The organism is Parabacteroides distasonis ATCC 8503 (assembly GCF_000012845.1).
Taxonomy (GTDB): domain Bacteria; phylum Bacteroidota; class Bacteroidia; order Bacteroidales; family Tannerellaceae; genus Parabacteroides; species Parabacteroides distasonis.
On the sequence record NC_009615.1, the window covers coordinates 3,933,207 to 3,951,724 of the forward strand.

Sequence of the window (18,518 nt, forward strand, 5' to 3'; positions counted from 1 at the left end):
GTACATGGATTTTAGATGGTTGATACTGTGGGCACGGTCTACCCGTTTGCCCGGTTGTCGGAAGCAAATAAAACGATAATAACAAGTGCTGTGAAACGGACGGGTCCGATTGGCGGGATTTGCCGTGTTATTCATATTGTTGGATCGGTCTGACGGTGATGACTTCACAAATATACGTGCCGGAAATTTCCCACTCTTCGGGAACGGATCTGAACGTCTGTCCGCTAAAAGCAAATGAATGTTAAAATCAGATTTGTAAGAGTTTCCGTAATGACATATAGCACATCTTCCCAATGGTTCTTATTTTTGTATAAATCAATAAAAAGTACATCTTATGAAAAGAGAAAGACTCACTTTGATTCCGATTGAATATTTATTTATTGTTTTTGGAAGCACTCAAAAAGGAACTAGCCAAAAATCCAGGAACAACAACATTGACGCATTCTGTAAGAGGCGTGCAATAATTATGATTTTTTCTACCTATGGCTCAGAACCATCGAGGAGAGTTTCTACAAGTTACGCAGTGAAGCGTGCCCCCTATACTCCAAATTGTCGAAACATCTTGTATTTAAACAAACTTTTACTTTTGAAAGCCGGACTGAATGAGAATGTCCATTTACGTTTTTCAGACTTTTGCAAAAGACACCATGTGGAATAGATATGGGAGAGTATTTGTAGTTAATTATCTTCGGTATAGTAAAATATGGATACAAAACAATCACTGTAATAAACAGGGTGAAAAAGCCGTTTTTGGGACAAGCAAAGAGGGAAAGAAAAAGGTTGGTTTAAGATGGATGTTTAATGAAAAATTAACAAAAAACAGGAGCTTTTATACTTTGGCGATGGTCGCTCGGAATGAGGTCAAAACCACAAAAGAGTTGTCGGGAATTATTTGTAATTATTGACAATCAATAAATTAAATATAGACAGGATCCAAACAAGGTACAAACGGACTAAAATTTATCCACTATGAGTTTATATTCTCCTTATCAGAACAACCGTAAAACTTTCAGTTTATCTTATACAAATTTCTATGATGAATTATTATCTTTTTTTTCTATTCTAATAGAAAAATTTTCAGCATTTAGTTTTTCCATGTCACAATACTTATATATATTTGCACGAAATCTAAAATGTTTTAGTTGATATGGCAAATCTAAACAGATTAAAAGTTGTACTCGTAGAACAACAAAAAACAGGGAAATGGTTAGCTGAGCAATTAGGTAAATCTAATTGCACAGTAAGCAAATGGTGCAGTAATTCTATACAACCAGATTTGCAGACCTTAGAAAAAATATCAAAGCTTTTAGGTGTGGACATACGAGAACTGATAACGCCCACAAATCAGGAGAATAGGTAATAAATACCATTATGCCGAATAAATCTCATTTTAATAATGGATTAAGGACATTAGTTCAACAGGCCAGAGATGGCATAGAGCATAGCTCTGCTGTTCATGTCCGTAATTTCGATAAAACATTTCATGCAGTGTACATTCAAGACGCTGTTAAATTTTTAAAGACCGTACCTGATTCCTCGGTTCAGTTGGTTCTGATAGATCCTCCGTACAATTTGGAGCTAGATTATTGGGATTCCTTCCCTAACTATCTTGATTGGGCAAAACAGTGGATTGATGAAATATACCGCATAATGTCAGATAACGGTAATTGCGTAATTTTTGGTGGCTTTCAATTTCAAGATTTAAAACAAGGCGACCTGTTAGAAATTCTATATTATATCAGACATAATACCAATTTGAGACTAATAAATCTCATAATATGGTATTATAAAAATGGGATGAGTGCACATAGATATTTTGCCAACAGGCATGAAGAAGCGATTTGGCTATCTAAGACTAAAAAATATTATTTTGACTTAGATTCAGTTCGAGTTCCGTATAGTGAGGAAGCCAAAAAAGCCGCATTAAAGGATAAAAGACTTAGACCTGAAAATATTGAAAAGGGTAAAAATCCAACAAATGTTTGGGAAATAGGACGATTAAATGGCAATTCTACGGAACGAGTGGGGCATCCTACTCAGAAACCTACAGAAATAATTAGACGACTGGTTAAGGCTTTATCTTATGAGGGTTCTCTTGTTTTGGATTTTTTTGCTGGCTCAGGGACCACAGGGAGGGTATGTATTGAAGAAAATCGCCATTCAATTATGGTGGATTCTGATAATTCATTGAAAAGATATTTTGAAATGCACCGAAAGAAAATGTCTGGAACCTCTTTTAAACCATACGAAATTTGCGAAAATATAGAAATAGAGAAATTTCTTGAAAAAGTAAACAAAGAGGAAACCTACACTAAATAGAATAATATTTAACAATAATAATATGGCAAAGAAAAATCAATCAACAAGATTAACTCTTCAGCACAAAGAAAGTCATGGCGTTGAAGGTATCTTCGGCGAAGAAGCCAAATTGCATGATTTGACAGTTGGGGAAATTTCTCATCATGTCATTGCTAAACTAACAGAAGATTATCCTCAGTTGACATTTCGATATAGACAAAGTATAGAAAAAAAAGAAATCAATGAGGCATTACAAAAGGTTGACCCAAATCTTGGACAAACCTTATTTGTAGAAAATGCAAGCATCATTCCTGATGGTGGAATAATAGAGGTAAAAGACGATAACGAAAATTGGAGAGTTGTATTAGTGTCAGAAGCTAAACATCAGGGAAAGGATATAGAAAATATTAGAAAAGGTGAGCTGGTCGGAAAGAATAAAGACCAAGATTTAATGGCAGCTGGAAATGCGATAGAACGTTCTCACAAGAATATTTCCGAAATTGCCAACTTTATGTTAGCGGAATCTCATTTCCCATATGTTTTGTTTCTTGAAGGTTCTAATTTTTTGACTGAGACTATAAAAGTAACAAGACCTGACGGACGAGTAGTTACTCTTGAATATAATTCAGGGATGCTTAACAGATTAGACAGATTAACGGCTGCAAATTATGGAATGCCTATCAATACCAATCTTTGTAAGAATATGTTTGTCAAGCATAAGGATAAAACAATAATGCTCCAAGCGACATCTATTTATACTCAAGGAGATGGAGGTAGTTGGAATAAAAGTAAGATGTTTGATATAATGCTTGAAATATCAAAAACATCCTTACAAATATTGGGTAGTGATTTATTCAAGCAATTAACAAAGAAATAGACATTTCAGAGGAGTTTGTTATGGCGAGAAATGCGACAAATGGTTTATTACAAAAGGCTAAGAAATCTAAAAGTGATGAGTTCTATACGCAACTTTGTGATATAGAACGGGAACTCCAGTATTACCAAGGTCAATTTGAAGATAAAATTGTATATTGTAATTGCGACGACCCTAGGGTTAGTAATTTTTTTAAATATTTTGCAGCAAATTTCCATAACCTAGGATTAAAGAAACTAATTGCATCCTGTTACATAGAATCCGACAATAGTATATTTAATGAACAGAATTTTAAAACAGGATTCTATTGTGAGTATTTTGGCAAGAGTAATCAAAATATTGAGATTATAAATTTTAAAGGTAATGGTGACTTTAGAAGTGCTGAAAGTATTGAATTACTAAAACAATCTGATATTGTTGTCACTAATCCACCATTTTCATTATTCAGAGAATTTGTCTCTCAAATAATTAAATACAATAAAAAGTTTTTAGTAATTGGAAATGTTAATGCCATTACATATAAAGATATATTTGAGTTAATCCAAAGGAATAAAGCTTGGTTAGGTGTAAATCTAGGCAGAGGGATTTCCGGTTTTATTGTTCCTGACCATTATGAGCGTTATGGCACAGAAGTAAGTGTTAATAGTGATGGACAAACAATAATTGCAACTAACGGTTGTCTGTGGTTGACAAATTTAGAATTGTCACAACGCCATAAAGATATTGTATTGACAAAAGAATATAAAGGAAATGAGGACAAGTATCCACATTTTGATAATTGCGATGGTATAAATGTTAATAGAACGCAAGATATACCTAAGGATTATCATGGCTTAATGGGGGTGCCTATAACTTTTCTACACAAATATAATCCTGAACAGTTCAAAATTGTAAGATTTCGAAAAGGGGATGATGGCAAAGATTTGCGGATAAATGGCAAATGTCCTTATTTCAGAATACTCGTTAAAAACAAAAAGATTGATGCATAAGGTTAAGACATTATTAGATTTATGAAGATTAAAGATATAGAGGATATAAATTTTCTTATTGATAATTCTGTAGAAGAATCTACTGAATTAGAATATAAACGCTCATTCGCAAAGTCAAATAAAGATTGGAAAAAAGAACTGGCGAAGGATGTTAGTGCGATGGCAAATTCAAATGGCGGAATAATTGTGTATGGGTTAAAAGAAAAAGAAATATCAAAAGGACATTCCGTTCCTGAAGATATTTCACCAATACCAACATCAGAGATGACAAAAGACCAATTGTCGCAACTTTTATCTTCAAATATTCAGCCAATTATTGATGGCATAGAGATTTCCTATATTCCATACAACGAAGAAAATGGTTTTTACATTGTATCTGTTCCTCAAAGTAACACAGCTCACCAAAACAAATTATCTCATATGTATCATAAACGGAGAAATGCTACCGTTGATGCAATGGAGGACTATGAAATTAGGGATGTAATGAACAGAAGTAAAACTCCTATTATAGACTTGGACTTTGAGATAATAAAGACAACAGTAAAAGTTATTACAAAGGATTATTCTTCTCTGTTAAAGTTAGGAAAATTAGAAAATATAAGTACAAGAATTGACTATAGTCTAAAAATTAGGCCAGTAAACAACGGTCAAATATTAGCTAAATATGTCAACTATTTTGTGTATCTGCCATCATTTATATTATCGGATGAAGAAGAAAGCGATAGTGAGAGTGATTACAGTGAAATTTTTGATGATAATACAGTACGGGATGTTGTTGGAATTGATGGGTTTAGGAAACAATATGGTCCAGCTCGTTATGACCCTATATTACCAGGAATATGTGGATGTTCTAGAACTGTCAGTTTAAGCATTGAAGAAGATATGGACTTTGAAAAATTACCATCAATAAGATATGAAACACATGCAGATAATGCCCCTATACGAAAGGGGGCTATTAAGTGGAAAGAGATTAGGGTTATAAATAAGTATGATAAAGAAGTTCATGACCCAATGGCACCGCCATCACTATACTAGAACTAGAAAGAGTGAACTGTATTTAACTTAACGGCTGATATTTTGCTGTTTTTGCCCAATCTTCCAATCATATTTTTCCTTTGCGATATCGCCCACCTCATAGACTGTGTGGCGATGTCTTATTCTATCAAAAGACTGTCTGCTGTAAGCATCCGATAAAGTACACTATAAAAAATGACTGTATCTCTTTTCAAGTATGCAGTCATCTATAGTTCGTTGTATATCTATTCCTTTCTTCCATTTGTGTGGCAACATTTGTAGTAGTTCCTCATAATTTGCTTTCTGCATATATGGCATTATTGCTATAACGTCATTCAGTTAAGTGCGTGTATTTACTTTAACGTGAGTTCGAAATAAGAATAAATATATTTCACTTATAATTAGAAACATAGCGATAAAAGTATTAAATTTATAGTGCTGAATTATAACATTTAAACGATTACCACTATGTTTCCAGAGTCTAAAGTTACAGAGATTTATTGTATGGCTGATGATTTTTGCAAGGAATTTACATTGCAACAGGAAAAATATATGATTAAGGATATGAAGACCATGCATCGTAACAACCCCAACCGTATGAGTGATGCAGAGATTATGGTTATTCTAATCCTGTTTCACTCCGGTGGTTTCCGTTGTTTCAAGCATTACTACAAGGAGTATGTCTGTAAACATCTGAAACACCTTTTTCCTCGTCAGGTTTCTTATAACCGTTTTGTGGAACTGGAGAAGGAGGTATTGCTTCCCATGACCATATTCATCAAAAGAGTACTGCTGGGAACTTGTACCGGCATCAGTTTCGTTGCTTCCACTCCCTTATGTGTATGTCGTAATCAAAGAATCTTGATTCATAAGACATTTGAAGGGCTTGCCGAGCGTGGAAGATGTTCTATGGGATGGTTCTTCGGATTCAAGCTGCATCTGATAATCAATGACAAAGGAGAGCTCCTCAATTTCATGTTCACGCCTGGAAACGTGGATGACCGGGAACCGTTGAAACAGGGTAAGTTTCTGGAAAACATCAAAGGAAAACTATGTGCAGACAAGGGATATATAGGTCAGGCTCTGTTTGAAAACCTTTTCCTTAATGGCATACAGCTTGTTACTAAAGTTAAAAATAATATGAGGAACTCACTGATGAGTATTGCCGACAAGATTTTGCTAAGAAAAAGAGCCTTGATTGAAACGGTCAATGACGAACTGAAGAACATCGCACAGATTGAACACTCAAGACATCGTTCATTCAGTAACTTTATAGCCAACTCCTTGTCGGCTATCGCAGCATACTGCTTTTTTGAAAAGAAGCCCGCCATTGACGTAAAGTTTGTCAATGACGGACAACTTGCTATTTTTTGATTTTATTTCGAACTCACGTTACTTTATGCGCTTTGCACGTAGATGGTAATGAACAGACGACACCCATGCTGACGACCGCTTGATGGTCTCCATAGAACAGGTAGTTCTTTCCAATATGATTGGTCGGATGGCATTTTCTATGGCATTATCAAAACTTTTGGATAATGCCATGGAGCGGATCAACCGTTGCATATCACTCATGCGGCACAATTCGCTGTTCTTCGGAAGCCATGCCGGGGCAAGCAGGGCTGTTATTTATTATTCACTGGCATGTTCATGTAGCCAAAGGGGAATAAACTTTTTCGAGTATATCTCTGATATTATGAATCGTGCAGCCATATTACCTCCTACTGCATCAGTAGAATCTCATCGGAAACTTTTACCTGACAAGTGACATAAATCATAATCATACTTCCAACATTCATTCTTGCCCAACCTGATTGTATCTGATAATATCAATGTTATCAAGTGCTTTTGTGCGTTTCTACAGAGATTTTCAACATTGTTTTACGTTATCGCGGAGACGCTTACTCAAATATCTATGACATCTGGTGACATATAATGACATCTGATGACGGACTGGAAGCATATCCGGGAACAATCATTTACTTTGCGGATGAAACAAGTACGCATATAGTGTCAAAGGTAGTCATCCTGTCTTGAAATTCAGGATGTTCCGCCGGGATTCACTAAATTGCGGCACGGAATCCGGATCCGAAAAGAGAATGAAACAGATGTCAAACCTGAAATTACATTGATTATGGAAATAGTAAACATTGAAGCAAGGACCTTCGAGGCGATGCTCTCGGCCTTCCGGACGTTCGCGGACCGGCTGGACACCCTCTGCCGGCTGTACGGTGACATGGAAGAGAAGAAATGGCTGGACAACCAGGAGGTGTGCCTGCTGCTGAAGGTCAGCCCGAGAACCCTGCAGACCCTGCGTGACAACGGCACGCTGGCATATACACAGATCTGCCACAAGACTTATTACAAGCCCGAGGACGTGGAAAGCATCATCCGGATAGTGGAGGAGCGCCGCAAGCGGGCTGAAAGCATGGGAAAATCAATTTGAAAAGCCATGGGAAACGAAAGGATGATACTTTCTCCCGGCAGTCTGGCAGGCGGCTGGGAAAGTCTGGACGGCAGTCCCGATTTCTACATCTTCAGGGATTCCAGCGGGGACTACCGCCTGCTGGCCTACAGCCTTGACGCGGAGTACGGGCGGGGAAGCTTCTCGCTCTACAGGATAGACGGGGACGGGGAGGGATGCCCCCATACCCTCCATATCATGGGGTGGGGCCGATATATGAGAAACTGAAAAAGTAAATGTCAAACCAACAAACAGATGAGATTTGTGATGAATACCGATAACCGTCTGCTCACCCGTGAGAGCAGCGAGCATATAAGAGAATTCTTCTCCACCGTCGAACGTCTCTCCGTTTCCATGGAGCGTCTCTTTGCCGGCAGGTCACCGGCGATGGCGGGCGAGAACTTCTATACGGACCGCGAACTGGCTGAAAAGCTGAAAGTGAGCCGCCGCAGCCTGCAACAGTACCGTGACAGCGGCCTGCTTGCCTTCACCCGGCTGGGCGGCAAGATACTGTACCGTTCTTCCGATATCGAGAAGCTGCTTGACAGTTGCTACAGGGAGGCGAGAACCAGGCCGGAGGAACTTTAGAAATGTTCCGTACGGGATCGTGAATGAAGGGGCGGTCGGTTGTCATACCGATCGCCCCTTCGTTTTCTTTCCATCGGATGAACGACTTTAATTTGCTCATAAAGTATTTATACACAGAGTATTTCTCTTTATGAATTATGATCCGATGACAACATTGGCATAACATGGCGGGACATGGAAACATTTTTCCGGTATGGCAATAAGATACGGGGATTCCATTATAAAAAAAGACCCTTATTTTATTATGTCATTATGTTATTCTGAAATTGGGGCGGGTCGTTCGTGTACCGGTGGGACGATCCATTCCCGTAATGGCGGCACATTCCGTACCGGTATCATTATCCTCCGGCAATGCCGTTTCCCGGTCTTTTCGGAGTGACCTTATGCCGGCCGGTGACAACCGCATGTCCGTGTGTAAACATGACGGCACATAAAAACAGGCACATCCTCCGGGCTTTTGTCCCGTCGGATGCGCCTGTCTCCGTCATGTCATATACAGCCGGACTCCTCCGGCCCATGTCTCTATCTGAGTATCGGATTCGAGAGCAGTATCTTGTAATAGGCCACTCCGCCAATCTCTACCGGCATCCTCGCCATCATGAACTGCACGCTCTTCCTCTCCACCTTCGCCTGCCGCATGAGCCTCTGCACGATAAACCCCGCCGAGAACCTTGCGCATCTTTTGTCCTTCCAGACGATGAACCCCTCGCTGTCGTCGGCCCGGCAGATATACCAATCACCCGTCTCGTCGTCGTGGGCGAAGTTCACCCGTCCGCCGCCGAGGATTCCCAATTCGATTGACATCGTCTTTGACAGATAGACAGTCCCCCTGCTGTCAAGGTTGATGGTCCGCTTACCCTTGTATGTGACTTCCTGCGGACGGGAATTTTCCCTGTTGTATACTATCAGTGCCATAATTATCCTTCTTTTATCGGTTAAACTATTTTCGTTTTTCAATACATGAAGCTTTCCACCGCCAGCATCTGACTTCTCCATGCGAAACCGCTGTGGGTACGTACTGCGTCCACTATTCTGCATACTTTCTGCGATATGGCCGATGCCGAGATACCCATGCATTCCGCCAGCGCCTTGAACGAGAACTGCGCTTCATAGAACCTGAGCATGAACATCCGGTATTCCTCGTAGGAGAACTTCTGCCTTACGAAACGCAGTATGTCTCTCACCAGCCGCTCGCACCCGTTCAGGTCGTCCTCGGAAAGGAATTTTGCCTCCTCGCCACATCGGAGGAAGAAATCATCTTCAGGGTGTGCATACCGGTTCTCCCTTTTAATCTTTACCAGGGCCGCCTTTTTGTAGCATCCGATGAAATACGCGTCATAGTCCGTTATGTCCTTTCCGGGAACCAGCACCTGCCTTCTTACGAAAAGGTAGGTGTCATGGAAATTGTCCTCGTCCAGCATTCCGTACCGGCGTAACGTTCCTCTCAACCTGTCATAGGATTTTGTGAACCACTCGTTGAACAGTCTTTCCTTTTCTGCGCTCTTGTCTGCCATAGCCTTATATTTTTTGGAGTTATACATGGCCTACACGGGTAGGCATTCTTATTTCTTGTGCTTCCTCCAGTTTGTTTTTCGGCGGTCTCCGGCAAGGCTTGCCGTGAAAAAATACGCTCACGCGAAGCGTGAGGAAGATTTTTTCACGAGCAACCAGCCCGCAGGGCCGCCTTGCGGGACCGGCCTGAAAAACAACTATTTTTGCCGCAAGAAATGAGGATGACGGATTCCTTCTGTCTATTGCCTGTCCGGTGAGAATCTAAAATACCATGCAGCTTTTCTGTCTTCGGCATGCTTGGAGAAATATTCAAGGATATGGAATGAGAACGGCAATACGTGATATTGCAGAAGGAGCGGAAATGGGATTGGAAACAGGAAGCGTGTCCGAGCTTTCATGCAGTTTATACGGCAGTGTTGATTTTGGGGAGGATTACAGGGAAGTGACAGGAAGGTTGGCCGTTCCGGAGAAATTGTATGTGTACGTTGTTCCTTTCGAAATACGGAGTCCTTTAAAATCATAGAAGACCTCATTCGGGAATGTGTTCCGGACAATACCCCGCCACGGAACGGTTATGACACTTGATATCAGGCCGTAAGCCGTTCCGTAGCTTCAGTATCCCATATCCCATGCATGAATGTGGATCAGGCGGCATTTCACCTCCTTGCCCCGTTTACGGACATGCCGATGCGTTGCCTGCCGGAATTCTCATTCAAGCAGTTTTCGTCCGCCATCATCTTCCAGCACACGCATTTGCTGGATAGCTATCCGGTTCAGTCTCACGAGCCGTTCGCCCTGCGGTATGCCCTGGTCTATGAATACGGCGTTCAGGTTTTCCATATTGGAGAGGCAGATCAGTTCATTGATGGAGGCATAGTCACGGATATTGCCCTTCAGACCGGGATTTTGCTCACGCCACATCCTGGCGGTCATCCCGAACATGGCTACGTTGAGCACGTCCGCCTCTTCCGCATAGATGATGCCGGCCTGTGCGGGGGTGACTTCCACCGGTATCAGGTTCTGCCTGATGGCATCGGTATGTATGCGGTAGTTGATCTTTGACAGTTCCCGTTTCGCACTCCAGCCGAGCTGGGCCTGCTCCTCCTCTTTCAACCGCTGGAACTCTTTCAGCAGGTACAGCTTGAATTGAGGGGATACCCACGTGGCGAACTCGAATGCGATATCCTTGTGTGCGTAAGTCCCTCCATAGCGTCCGGCCTTGGCGATGATACCCTTGGAGTTGGTCTTTTCCACCCATTGTTTGACGGAAAGGATGAAACGGTTCAATCCGGCCTCGTTTTTAATTCCCTCGAATTCGGGGGAATTAAAATCCGGATTGTACATCTCCTCCCATATGCCCAGAAACTCGACGGTATTCTTGTTACGCAACCACTTTTCAATAAGGGCGGGACCGTTTTCCATATTGCGGACCATGTCGGTCAGGGAGATATAATCCTTGTCATTGTACGTGATGACTGTCACTTCTGTATTCTGGACTTTAATTTTAGCCATGTTCTTTTAACGGTTATTCGGTTATTATTGGTTCGATGTACAAATGTACGGTGTATTTTTCGGAATGTTCCTCCATATCCGGAAAAGTTTGTGTCACGCCGCCTGTTGCGACAAGCCGTTTCTACCAAGGAAAGGGCAGGCAATACCGGCTGACGTGGATACAGGCGGAACAACCCGCATATGCAATGCAGAGGGAGCAGGAGAGCCTTCACCACAGCCGGAGAGGAAAGCGGTCTCATGCCGGGGTACGGCATGAAAAGGGGCTCCCGGACAGTTCTTTTCCTTGTCGCACATGCACTACGTCGGTCGCAGTTTTCGCCTTCTGAATCCCTTTTACGTCCGTCCCTGCGCTTTCGGAGCGTTTTTCCGGTAGAAAATTTCACCATGCGGAAATTTTCTGCCGGAAACCGGAGGGAAAACGCGGAGTCCCGCAGGGACGGACGAACTTTGATGAGGAAGGGGAAAAATCGTTCCTTTCGTAAATACCATTTCCTCAGATGGCATCGCATATTTCCTTCTCCATCTTTTCCAGCTTATGGGACAGGATTTCCATGTCGCTGCTGATCTTCTGGTTGGTTATCCGGGCATATATCTGGGTGGTTTTCAAATCCGTATGCCCCAAAAGACGGCTTACGGTCTCGATGGGCACACCGTGCGAGAGCAGCACGGTGGTGGCGTTCGTATGCCGGGCCACATGATAGGTCAGCCGTATCTTGAAACCGCACTGCCTGCCAAGTTCCTTCAATATGGTGTTGCATCTGCCGTTGCTCGGTACCGGAAATACATGGTCGTCCTTGGACAGCCCCTTATACTTCTCTATGATGCGCTTGGGCACGTCCAGCAGGCGGATGTTGGACTCGGTGTTTGTCTTGCGACGGCGGGTGATGATCCAGAGGTTACCGTCGAAGAAGGTCTGGAGCCGGTCGGTCGTCAGTGCCTTCACGTCCGCGTATGCCAGTCCGGTGAACACAGAGAAGATGAAGAGGTCGCGTACCAGTTCGCAGGTCCCGCTTTTCACCGGGGCCTCCATCAGCGTCTGTATCTCACGCTCCGTCAGGTAGCCCCGGTCAACGCTCTCGGGGGAGTTGATGTACCCGGCGAAGGGGTTGAAGGGAAGCGCGCCGCTGTTGCGGGCGATGGAGATGACGTGCTTGAGCCCGATCATGTAACCCCATACGGTATTGGTGCGGCATTTCTTCTCCGTACGCAGGAAATACTCGAAGTTGTTGATGAACGTCAGGTTGAGTTCCTTCAGGGGGATGTCGTCACGGCGGTACACTTTCGGGACGAACTCGCACAGATGCCTGTATATGGTACGGTAGCGGTTGTATGTTCCCTGCACGCGGCTGTGTCCCACTTTCTTGATGAACTCCTCATTGTGCTGCTCGAAGAGCTTCAGCAGCGTCTCGCGTTTCACGCCCAGTCCGAGGCAGGCGTCCCTCAGCCTGGCGGCGGTGACATAGCCGTCGGACTGCATCAGTTCCTGGTAACGGCGGTTCACGTCCACACGTATCCGGTCAACCGCCGCATTGATTTTCTGCGCCTCGGCGCTCTTGCCCGTGGCACGTGCCGTTTTCACGTCCCAAAGTTTCGGGGGCACGTCCAGCTTGCAGCTGAACTGCTTGATTTCGCCGTCCACCGTAAGACGGCACATCAGGGGGAGATAGCCGTTGGCTCTCTCGCTGCCCTTCTTCACGTAGAAGAGGATTTTGAAGGTCGATCTGCTCATACTCGTTTTCATACTTTTTTGATCGTTACAAAGTTAATATCAAGCGAGTTGTCCTCAGGTATGAAAAACTGTGCAAATTACTGAAATAGAATCTGTTGTGCCGTTTCTTGTTCCTGTTATATCAGTAACGATATGGGAACTGAAGTCTTTCGCAGCTTTTAGCGGACCTCCTTTTTCAGCTTATGCAGTATTATGAGTTAAACACCTAACCACTTAATAGACTGCATTTTTGCTGTATTATCATCAACCTTGCTTTTTCTTGCTGCGTTTACTTTAAATTAAGACTTTCATAGACAAATAGGGGAAAGGGGCGATTTGGTATCGCCCCTTTTCTTGTTTTTATCAGATGATTTTCTCCAAATCTTTCAAATTGTTAGCTACTTCCTCATCCGTTACCTCATAGTTTGTTAGATCACCGGATAGATATTGGTCGTAGGCGGCCATATCGATCAAGCCGTGCCCCGATAAGTTGAACAAGATCGTACGAGGTTTACCTTCGATTTTGGCTTGCTCTGCCTCATGGATAGCTGCGGCGATAGCGTGGGATGATTCCGGGGCCGGTATGATTCCTTCCGCTTGCGCGAATAGAGTAGCGGCCTTAAAGGTATCCAATTGCTTGATATCCACGGCGCTCATCAATTCGTCTTTCATCAACTGGCTGACGATGGAGCCGGCGCCATGATAACGCAAACCTCCCGCATGGATATTCGCTGGAGAGAAATTATGTCCCAACGTAAACATCGGGATTAGCGGGGTATAGCCAGCCTCATCTCCGAAGTCATATTGGAATTGCCCTCTTGTAAGTTTTGGGCAAGATGCCGGTTCCGCCGCTATAACCCGGATATCCTTACCTTCCGTTAGTTTATGGCGCAGGAATGGGAATGTGATACCGGAGAAGTTGGAACCACCACCGAAACAACCGATAACGACATCGGGGTACTCGCCAGCCATTTCCATTTGTTTCTCAGCTTCCAGTCCGATAACGGTCTGATGCAGCATAACGTGGTTTAATACGCTACCTAATGTATATTTACAGTTCGGTGTCTGCATGGCCAGCTCTACCGCCTCGGAGATGGCGGTACCTAGACTACCTTGATAATTAGGATGGTCTGTCAAGATCTTACGTCCGGCTTTCGTACTCATACTCGGGGAGGCAACAACTTGTGCTCCGAAAGTCTGCATGATCGAACGACGGTAGGGCTTCTGGTGGTAACTAACCTTTACCATATAAACGGCAAGTTCCAAGCCGAAAGCTTTTGCCGCATAAGAAAGAGCGGCACCCCATTGTCCGGCGCCTGTCTCGGTCGTGATATTTGTCGTACCCTCTTGTTTACAATAATAAGCCTGAGCCAAGGCCGAATTCAACTTATGTGAACCGATCGGGCTTACACTCTCGTTCTTGAAATAGATATGGGCGGGCGTATCCAGTGCTTTTTCCAATCCGGTGGCACGAACCAACGGAGTCGGTCGCCATACCTTATAAAGCTCGCGTACTTCATCGGGGATCTCGATCCATGTGTCTGTCGTGTTCATTTCTTGATGCGAGACGCCTTTCGAGAATAGAGGATATAAATCTTCCTCCTTTAAGGGCTGTTTAGTTTGTGGATTTAAGATCGGCAGCGGTTTGTTCTTCATATCCGCTACGATATTATACCATGCCGTAGGTATATCTTTTTCTTCTAGCAAAAACTTTTTAGTACTCATTTTCTTTATCTGGTGTTTACAATATTAATCTAATTTGACCTTTAAGGCTTACAACTTGGAAGCAAAGGAACAAATAATATTTCGTTTCTTCAAATTGAATCCATAAAAATATATACATTCGCGGCTTATAAGGTAAGAAAAATAACAAACTGAATTATAATGAGACGGATTACCCTGTTGCTCGTGGGGATGCTAGCCTTATTTTCTACGACAGCGCAAAGAAAAAACTTCACTTACAAATTCTACGGCTTCGTCCGTGGAGATCTTTTCTACAATTCCCGGGCTAATATGGCTCCGATCGATGGGAACTTTTATCTCTATCCTTTGGATAAGAGTTTTGATGCGGATGGCAAGGATTTGAACGCCACGCCGAATGGCAGTTTCTATACGTTCACTTCCCGCTTGGGCTTGGACGTGACGGGTCCCGATATCGGCAAGGCTCGTTCCTCCGCTAAGATAGAGACGGACTTTGGCGGTTTTTCCGGTAGTAATACGATGTTACGTATCCGGCAGGCATACGTAAACTTGGATTGGGGAAAATCGGCGGTATTAGTAGGGATCACGTGGCATCCCTTGTTTGGCGCCGTGATGCCGGATGTCTTGAATCTTTCCACCGGAGCGCCGTTCCAGCCTTTCAACCGTAGCCCGCAGATCCGTTACCAGTATAAGGCGAATAGCCGGGTACAACTGACGGCTTCCGTGTTGTGGCAATTACAATACCTTTCCAGCGGACCGAAAGGAATGAGCGAGGATTATATCAAGAATAGTTGCATTCCGGAGATGTTCGTGGGGGCGGACTTTACCCCCGCGGATGGCTGGTTGATGGGTCTCGGCGCTCATATGATCTCCTTGAAGCCCCGTACTTCCACGGAATGGAAGGAGCAAACTTTTAAGGTGAACGAGCGAATGACGGCCTTCTCTTACGAGGCACATTTGAAGTATAGCGGAAGAAACTATACCTTTGCGGCGAAAACCTTGATGGCCTCTGCCTTGGATCATACCGCTTTATTGGGCGGTTACGGGGTGAGCTCGGTGGACTCCCGTACGGGCGAACAGGGATATACGCCTTTTCGCCATTCTACGACATGGGTGAATTTCGCCTACGGAACGAAATGGAGACCGGGAGTTTTCGTCGGATATACGAAGAATTTGGGAACCGGGAAGTCCTTGGTCTCAGCGGATAAGGTGTATGGTATGGGATTGGATATCGATCAATTAATAACCGTCAGCTTAAACGTATCGTATAATTTACCGCATTGGAAGTTCGGTTTCGAGTATTGTCCGGCGACAGCTTATTATGGCACGACCGACTTAGAGAGCGGACGTATCGAGCAAACACATGCGATAACGAATCATCGTATATTAGGTTTGATGATGTATTATTTTTAAAGATAGATTGACCGGAATGGAAATGAAACGCAACTTGCTTCTTTTGATCGGCCTATGTATGGCGGTATGCGTACAGGCGCAAAAGAAAAACTTCTCTTACAAATTTTACGGACAGGTACGTGGAGACTTGTTCTATAATTCCCGTGCGAACGCCGAGATCGTGGATGGTTTGTTCCACCTATATCCGAAGGACGTGGCGTTGGATGCGGATGGCAAGGACTTGAACGCTAGTCCGAACGGTAGTTTTTACCTGCTTTACTCCCGTTTGGGAATCGATGTACAAGGACCGAAGGTTGGTTCGGCCAAGACTTCCTTGAAACTGGAGGCCGATTTCCGGGGTTCGGGTAGCAATTGGGCGGTACTCCGTATCCGTCACGCCTATGTGAATCTGGATTGGGGCAAGTCCGCTGTCTTGATCGGACAGACGTGGCATCCTCTATTTGGCGAGGTCTTTCCACAGATGTTGAATCTTTCTACCGGCGCCCCGTTCCAGCCCTTTAACCGCAGCCCGCAAATTCGTTATCGTTATACGGACAATGGATGGCAATTGACCGGCTCGGTTCTATGGCAGTTGCAATATCTATCGGCCGGACCGAATGGAAAGAGTGAGGAATATATCAAGAATAGTTGCGTACCGGAAGTCTATCTCGGGGTGGATTATAAGAAACCCGGTTGGCAGGTAGGAGCCGGTATGGAAATCTTGTCGTTAGTGCCGAGAACGCAGAACGAGGTGGATGGCAAGATTTATAAAGTCAGCGAGCGGGTTACTTCCGTATCCGGCGAGGCGCACGTGAAATATCAGGACGCGAATTGGTTGGTGATGGCGAAAACATTGCTGGCTTCTAACTTGACGCAAACTTGTATGTTGGGTGGTTACGGCGTCACCTCTATCGACCCACGTACCGGCGAACAGGAATATTCGCCGTATCTCTTCTCCACTTCTTGGTTGAATATCGTGTATGGTAAGAAATGGAAACCGGGTTTGTTCTTAGGCTATTTGAAGAACTTGGGAGCGAATGAGGCACTGGTAGGCAAAACCTATGGCGTAGGTCTGGACGTAGATCAGGTATTTACGACCAACCTGCAACTTTCGTATAATCTTCCGCACTGGAAATTAGGTGTTGAATATAGCCCTTCCATCGCATGGTATGGCAATGTGGATTTGCAAGATGGCGGACGGATTCATGACACACATTCGATAACCAACCATCGGGTATTGGGCGTATTGATTTATACGTTTTGAGAAGGCATGGAGGAATTACGCTAAGAATAAAAAGCGGGATAAGAGTATTCTCTTGATCCCGCTTCCACGTATATAGAATTTACAAAGTTGTCTGTTACTTGATATTACCCACCTTTAGCAAGTACTCGGCGATTTGTACGGCGTTCAAAGCGGCGCCTTTCTTGATCTGGTCGCTCACGGTCCAGAATGTCAAACCATTCGGGTTGCTGATATCCTTACGGATACGGCCTACGTAAACCGGATCGTGATCCGCTACGAACAACGGCATCGGATAATCCTTGTTTGCCGGTTCATCCTGCAATACCACACCCTCAGCCTCGGCGAAAGCCTTGCGAGCCTCTTCCACGCTGATCGGACGCTCTGTCTCTACCCAAGTAGATTCGCTATGCGCGCGCATAACCGGTACGCGAACACAAGTAGCGCTCACCTCGATATCCGAGTGCATGATCTTACGGGTCTCGTTATACATCTTCATCTCCTCTTTCGTATAGCCATTTTCCGTGAATACGTCTACGTGAGGGATTACGTTATATGCCAATTGATAAGCGAATTTCTCCACTGTAGGCTCCTCGCCCTTTAATAATTGCTCATATTGTTTTACCAACTCAGCCATAGCGGTAGCGCCTGCTCCACTGGCAGCTTGATAAGTAGATACGTGAACACGCTTGATATGAGATAAGTTCTCGATCGCCTTCAACGCTACAACCATCTGGATCGTGGTACAATTCGGGTTAGCGATCACTCCACGAGGACGATTCAAGGCATCCTCCGGGTTTACTTCCGGTACGACCAATGGAACATCCTCGTCCATACGGAACGCGCTGGAGTTATCGATCATCACCGTACCATGTTTCGTGATCGTCTTCTCAAATTCCTTGGAAGTACCACCTCCGGCTGAAACAAAAGCAACATCGATTCCCTTAAAGTCGTCGTTATGCTTCAGTTCCTTAACGGTATACTGTTTACCTCGAAAGGTATAAACACGTCCGGCACTACGAGATGAGCCAAAAAGTACCAGCTCATCCATCGGGAAGTTTCTCTGGTCGAGTACACGCAGGAACTCCTGTCCTACGGCTCCACTTACACCAACAATTGCTACTTTCATTTTGAGCACTGATTTAATTTGAATAATGTAAAATAGTTATAACTTTGCTGTCTGTAAAGGGCTTTCATATTTTTGCCTTTTGCGCCCTATTATTTAC

21 protein-coding genes are annotated in these 18,518 nt (G+C 43.9%); 12 read left to right on the forward strand and 9 right to left on the reverse strand.

What is annotated here, in order from left to right:
• Positions 1 to 602: 602 nt before the first annotated feature.
• From BDI_RS16225 to BDI_RS16255, 8 genes are all read left to right on the forward strand, one after another.
• Positions 603 to 905, forward strand: a complete 303-nt coding sequence (locus BDI_RS16225; RefSeq protein WP_127908261.1) for a hypothetical protein — start codon at positions 603 to 605, stop codon at positions 903 to 905.
• A gap of 242 nt (positions 906 to 1,147) precedes the next feature.
• Positions 1,148 to 1,360: a helix-turn-helix domain-containing protein gene (locus tag BDI_RS20470; protein WP_080504982.1), complete on the forward strand. Its 213-nt coding sequence runs from the start codon at positions 1,148 to 1,150 to the stop codon at positions 1,358 to 1,360.
• Between the two features lie 11 nt (positions 1,361 to 1,371).
• The gene (locus BDI_RS16230; RefSeq protein WP_011967236.1) at positions 1,372 to 2,319 is read left to right on the forward strand and encodes a DNA-methyltransferase; all 948 of its coding nucleotides are present in this window, start codon (positions 1,372 to 1,374) and stop codon (positions 2,317 to 2,319) included.
• A gap of 22 nt (positions 2,320 to 2,341) precedes the next feature.
• The gene (locus BDI_RS16235; protein ID WP_011967237.1) at positions 2,342 to 3,175 is read left to right on the forward strand and encodes an EcoRI family type II restriction endonuclease; all 834 of its coding nucleotides are present in this window, start codon (positions 2,342 to 2,344) and stop codon (positions 3,173 to 3,175) included.
• Between the two features lie 20 nt (positions 3,176 to 3,195).
• Positions 3,196 to 4,161: an adenine-specific methyltransferase EcoRI family protein gene (locus tag BDI_RS16240; RefSeq protein WP_011967238.1), complete on the forward strand. Its 966-nt coding sequence runs from the start codon at positions 3,196 to 3,198 to the stop codon at positions 4,159 to 4,161.
• Between the two features lie 21 nt (positions 4,162 to 4,182).
• A complete protein-coding gene (locus tag BDI_RS19940; RefSeq protein ID WP_011967239.1) occupies positions 4,183 to 5,196 on the forward strand; it encodes an ATP-binding protein in 1,014 nt (337 codons plus the stop codon).
• Positions 5,197 to 5,643: 447 nt separating this feature from the next.
• Entirely contained in the window at positions 5,644 to 6,549 is a 906-nt protein-coding gene (locus BDI_RS16250; protein ID WP_011967240.1) for an IS982 family transposase, read from the forward strand.
• Positions 6,550 to 7,309: 760 nt separating this feature from the next.
• Complete coding sequence (locus tag BDI_RS16255; protein ID WP_005641682.1) at positions 7,310 to 7,621, forward strand: helix-turn-helix domain-containing protein; 312 nt, start codon at positions 7,310 to 7,312, stop codon at positions 7,619 to 7,621.
• Here the strand turns inward: BDI_RS16255 and BDI_RS21070 are convergent.
• Positions 7,613 to 7,825 (reverse strand): hypothetical protein, encoded by a 213-nt coding sequence (locus BDI_RS21070; RefSeq protein WP_172580092.1) that lies wholly within the window; start codon positions 7,823 to 7,825, stop codon positions 7,613 to 7,615. The genes BDI_RS16255 and BDI_RS21070 overlap by 9 nt on opposite strands.
• 78 nt (positions 7,826 to 7,903) lie before the next feature.
• Here BDI_RS21070 and BDI_RS16265 point away from each other — a divergent pair, with 78 nt between their 5' ends.
• On the forward strand, positions 7,904 to 8,227 hold the full coding sequence (locus tag BDI_RS16265; RefSeq protein ID WP_007853013.1) for a helix-turn-helix domain-containing protein: 324 nt from the start codon (positions 7,904 to 7,906) through the stop codon (positions 8,225 to 8,227).
• A gap of 338 nt (positions 8,228 to 8,565) precedes the next feature.
• Here BDI_RS16265 and BDI_RS20935 read toward each other — a convergent pair whose 3' ends face one another.
• From BDI_RS20935 to BDI_RS16280, 3 genes are read right to left on the reverse strand one after another with little or no spacing between them, the layout of a single operon-like run.
• A complete protein-coding gene (locus BDI_RS20935; protein ID WP_005641974.1) occupies positions 8,566 to 8,745 on the reverse strand; it encodes a hypothetical protein in 180 nt (59 codons plus the stop codon).
• A 4-nt stretch (positions 8,746 to 8,749) separates the two neighbouring features.
• Positions 8,750 to 9,142: a hypothetical protein gene (locus BDI_RS20940; protein ID WP_004320820.1), complete on the reverse strand. Its 393-nt coding sequence runs from the start codon at positions 9,140 to 9,142 to the stop codon at positions 8,750 to 8,752.
• A gap of 38 nt (positions 9,143 to 9,180) precedes the next feature.
• The gene (locus BDI_RS16280) at positions 9,181 to 9,741 is read right to left on the reverse strand and encodes a sigma-70 family RNA polymerase sigma factor (RefSeq protein WP_009275869.1); all 561 of its coding nucleotides are present in this window, start codon (positions 9,739 to 9,741) and stop codon (positions 9,181 to 9,183) included.
• A 320-nt stretch (positions 9,742 to 10,061) separates the two neighbouring features.
• On the opposite strand from BDI_RS16280, the gene BDI_RS20945 reads away from it, so the two are divergent.
• The gene (locus BDI_RS20945; RefSeq protein ID WP_227742512.1) at positions 10,062 to 10,262 is read left to right on the forward strand and encodes a hypothetical protein; all 201 of its coding nucleotides are present in this window, start codon (positions 10,062 to 10,064) and stop codon (positions 10,260 to 10,262) included.
• Between the two features lie 185 nt (positions 10,263 to 10,447).
• On the opposite strand, the gene BDI_RS16290 is transcribed toward BDI_RS20945, so the two are convergent.
• The 4 genes from BDI_RS16290 to BDI_RS16300 form a co-directional block, all read right to left on the reverse strand.
• On the reverse strand, positions 10,448 to 11,251 hold the full coding sequence (locus tag BDI_RS16290) for a KilA-N domain-containing protein (protein ID WP_011966787.1): 804 nt from the start codon (positions 11,249 to 11,251) through the stop codon (positions 10,448 to 10,450).
• Between the two features lie 93 nt (positions 11,252 to 11,344).
• Complete coding sequence (locus BDI_RS21470; protein WP_171030604.1) at positions 11,345 to 11,545, reverse strand: hypothetical protein; 201 nt, start codon at positions 11,543 to 11,545, stop codon at positions 11,345 to 11,347.
• A gap of 199 nt (positions 11,546 to 11,744) precedes the next feature.
• Positions 11,745 to 12,992, reverse strand: a complete 1,248-nt coding sequence (locus BDI_RS16295) for a site-specific integrase (protein ID WP_011967244.1) — start codon at positions 12,990 to 12,992, stop codon at positions 11,745 to 11,747.
• Positions 12,993 to 13,322: 330 nt separating this feature from the next.
• Positions 13,323 to 14,684 (reverse strand): TrpB-like pyridoxal phosphate-dependent enzyme, encoded by a 1,362-nt coding sequence (locus tag BDI_RS16300; protein ID WP_005859947.1) that lies wholly within the window; start codon positions 14,682 to 14,684, stop codon positions 13,323 to 13,325.
• Positions 14,685 to 14,843: 159 nt separating this feature from the next.
• On the opposite strand from BDI_RS16300, the gene BDI_RS16305 reads away from it, so the two are divergent.
• Both BDI_RS16305 and BDI_RS16310 read left to right on the forward strand, forming a co-directional pair.
• Positions 14,844 to 16,073 carry a DcaP family trimeric outer membrane transporter gene (locus BDI_RS16305; RefSeq protein WP_005859945.1) on the forward strand — a complete coding sequence of 410 codons (1,230 nt, stop codon included), beginning with the start codon at positions 14,844 to 14,846 and terminating at the stop codon, positions 16,071 to 16,073.
• 22 nt (positions 16,074 to 16,095) lie between these two features.
• Complete coding sequence (locus tag BDI_RS16310; RefSeq protein WP_034530824.1) at positions 16,096 to 17,316, forward strand: DcaP family trimeric outer membrane transporter; 1,221 nt, start codon at positions 16,096 to 16,098, stop codon at positions 17,314 to 17,316.
• A 94-nt stretch (positions 17,317 to 17,410) separates the two neighbouring features.
• Here the strand turns inward: BDI_RS16310 and BDI_RS16315 are convergent, their stop codons facing one another.
• Entirely contained in the window at positions 17,411 to 18,421 is a 1,011-nt protein-coding gene (locus BDI_RS16315) for an aspartate-semialdehyde dehydrogenase (RefSeq protein ID WP_005859941.1), read from the reverse strand.
• Positions 18,422 to 18,518 lie beyond the last annotated feature (97 nt).

What these genes read in the sequence shown, in the direction of transcription:
- BDI_RS16225 (WP_127908261.1), top strand. Translation starts at nt 603, where the DNA reads ATGAGAATGTCCATTTACGTTTTTCAGACTTTTGCAAAAGACACCATG.
- BDI_RS20470 (WP_080504982.1), top strand. Translation starts at nt 1,148, where the DNA reads ATGGCAAATCTAAACAGATTAAAAGTTGTACTCGTAGAACAACAAAAA.
- BDI_RS16230 (WP_011967236.1), top strand. Translation starts at nt 1,372, where the DNA reads ATGCCGAATAAATCTCATTTTAATAATGGATTAAGGACATTAGTTCAA.
- BDI_RS16235 (WP_011967237.1), top strand. Translation starts at nt 2,342, where the DNA reads ATGGCAAAGAAAAATCAATCAACAAGATTAACTCTTCAGCACAAAGAA.
- BDI_RS16240 (WP_011967238.1), top strand. Translation starts at nt 3,196, where the DNA reads ATGGCGAGAAATGCGACAAATGGTTTATTACAAAAGGCTAAGAAATCT.
- BDI_RS19940 (WP_011967239.1), top strand. Translation starts at nt 4,183, where the DNA reads ATGAAGATTAAAGATATAGAGGATATAAATTTTCTTATTGATAATTCT.
- BDI_RS16250 (WP_011967240.1), top strand. Translation starts at nt 5,644, where the DNA reads ATGTTTCCAGAGTCTAAAGTTACAGAGATTTATTGTATGGCTGATGAT.
- BDI_RS16255 (WP_005641682.1), top strand. Translation starts at nt 7,310, where the DNA reads ATGGAAATAGTAAACATTGAAGCAAGGACCTTCGAGGCGATGCTCTCG.
- BDI_RS21070 (WP_172580092.1), bottom strand. Translation starts at nt 7,825, where the DNA reads ATGGGGGCATCCCTCCCCGTCCCCGTCTATCCTGTAGAGCGAGAAGCT.
- BDI_RS20935 (WP_005641974.1), bottom strand. Translation starts at nt 8,745, where the DNA reads ATGGGCCGGAGGAGTCCGGCTGTATATGACATGACGGAGACAGGCGCA.
- BDI_RS20940 (WP_004320820.1), bottom strand. Translation starts at nt 9,142, where the DNA reads ATGGCACTGATAGTATACAACAGGGAAAATTCCCGTCCGCAGGAAGTC.
- BDI_RS16280 (WP_009275869.1), bottom strand. Translation starts at nt 9,741, where the DNA reads ATGGCAGACAAGAGCGCAGAAAAGGAAAGACTGTTCAACGAGTGGTTC.
- BDI_RS20945 (WP_227742512.1), top strand. Translation starts at nt 10,062, where the DNA reads ATGAGAACGGCAATACGTGATATTGCAGAAGGAGCGGAAATGGGATTG.
- BDI_RS16290 (WP_011966787.1), bottom strand. Translation starts at nt 11,251, where the DNA reads ATGGCTAAAATTAAAGTCCAGAATACAGAAGTGACAGTCATCACGTAC.
- BDI_RS21470 (WP_171030604.1), bottom strand. Translation starts at nt 11,545, where the DNA reads ATGTGCGACAAGGAAAAGAACTGTCCGGGAGCCCCTTTTCATGCCGTA.
- BDI_RS16295 (WP_011967244.1), bottom strand. Translation starts at nt 12,992, where the DNA reads ATGAAAACGAGTATGAGCAGATCGACCTTCAAAATCCTCTTCTACGTG.
- BDI_RS16300 (WP_005859947.1), bottom strand. Translation starts at nt 14,684, where the DNA reads ATGAGTACTAAAAAGTTTTTGCTAGAAGAAAAAGATATACCTACGGCA.
- BDI_RS16305 (WP_005859945.1), top strand. Translation starts at nt 14,844, where the DNA reads ATGAGACGGATTACCCTGTTGCTCGTGGGGATGCTAGCCTTATTTTCT.
- BDI_RS16310 (WP_034530824.1), top strand. Translation starts at nt 16,096, where the DNA reads ATGAAACGCAACTTGCTTCTTTTGATCGGCCTATGTATGGCGGTATGC.
- BDI_RS16315 (WP_005859941.1), bottom strand. Translation starts at nt 18,421, where the DNA reads ATGAAAGTAGCAATTGTTGGTGTAAGTGGAGCCGTAGGACAGGAGTTC.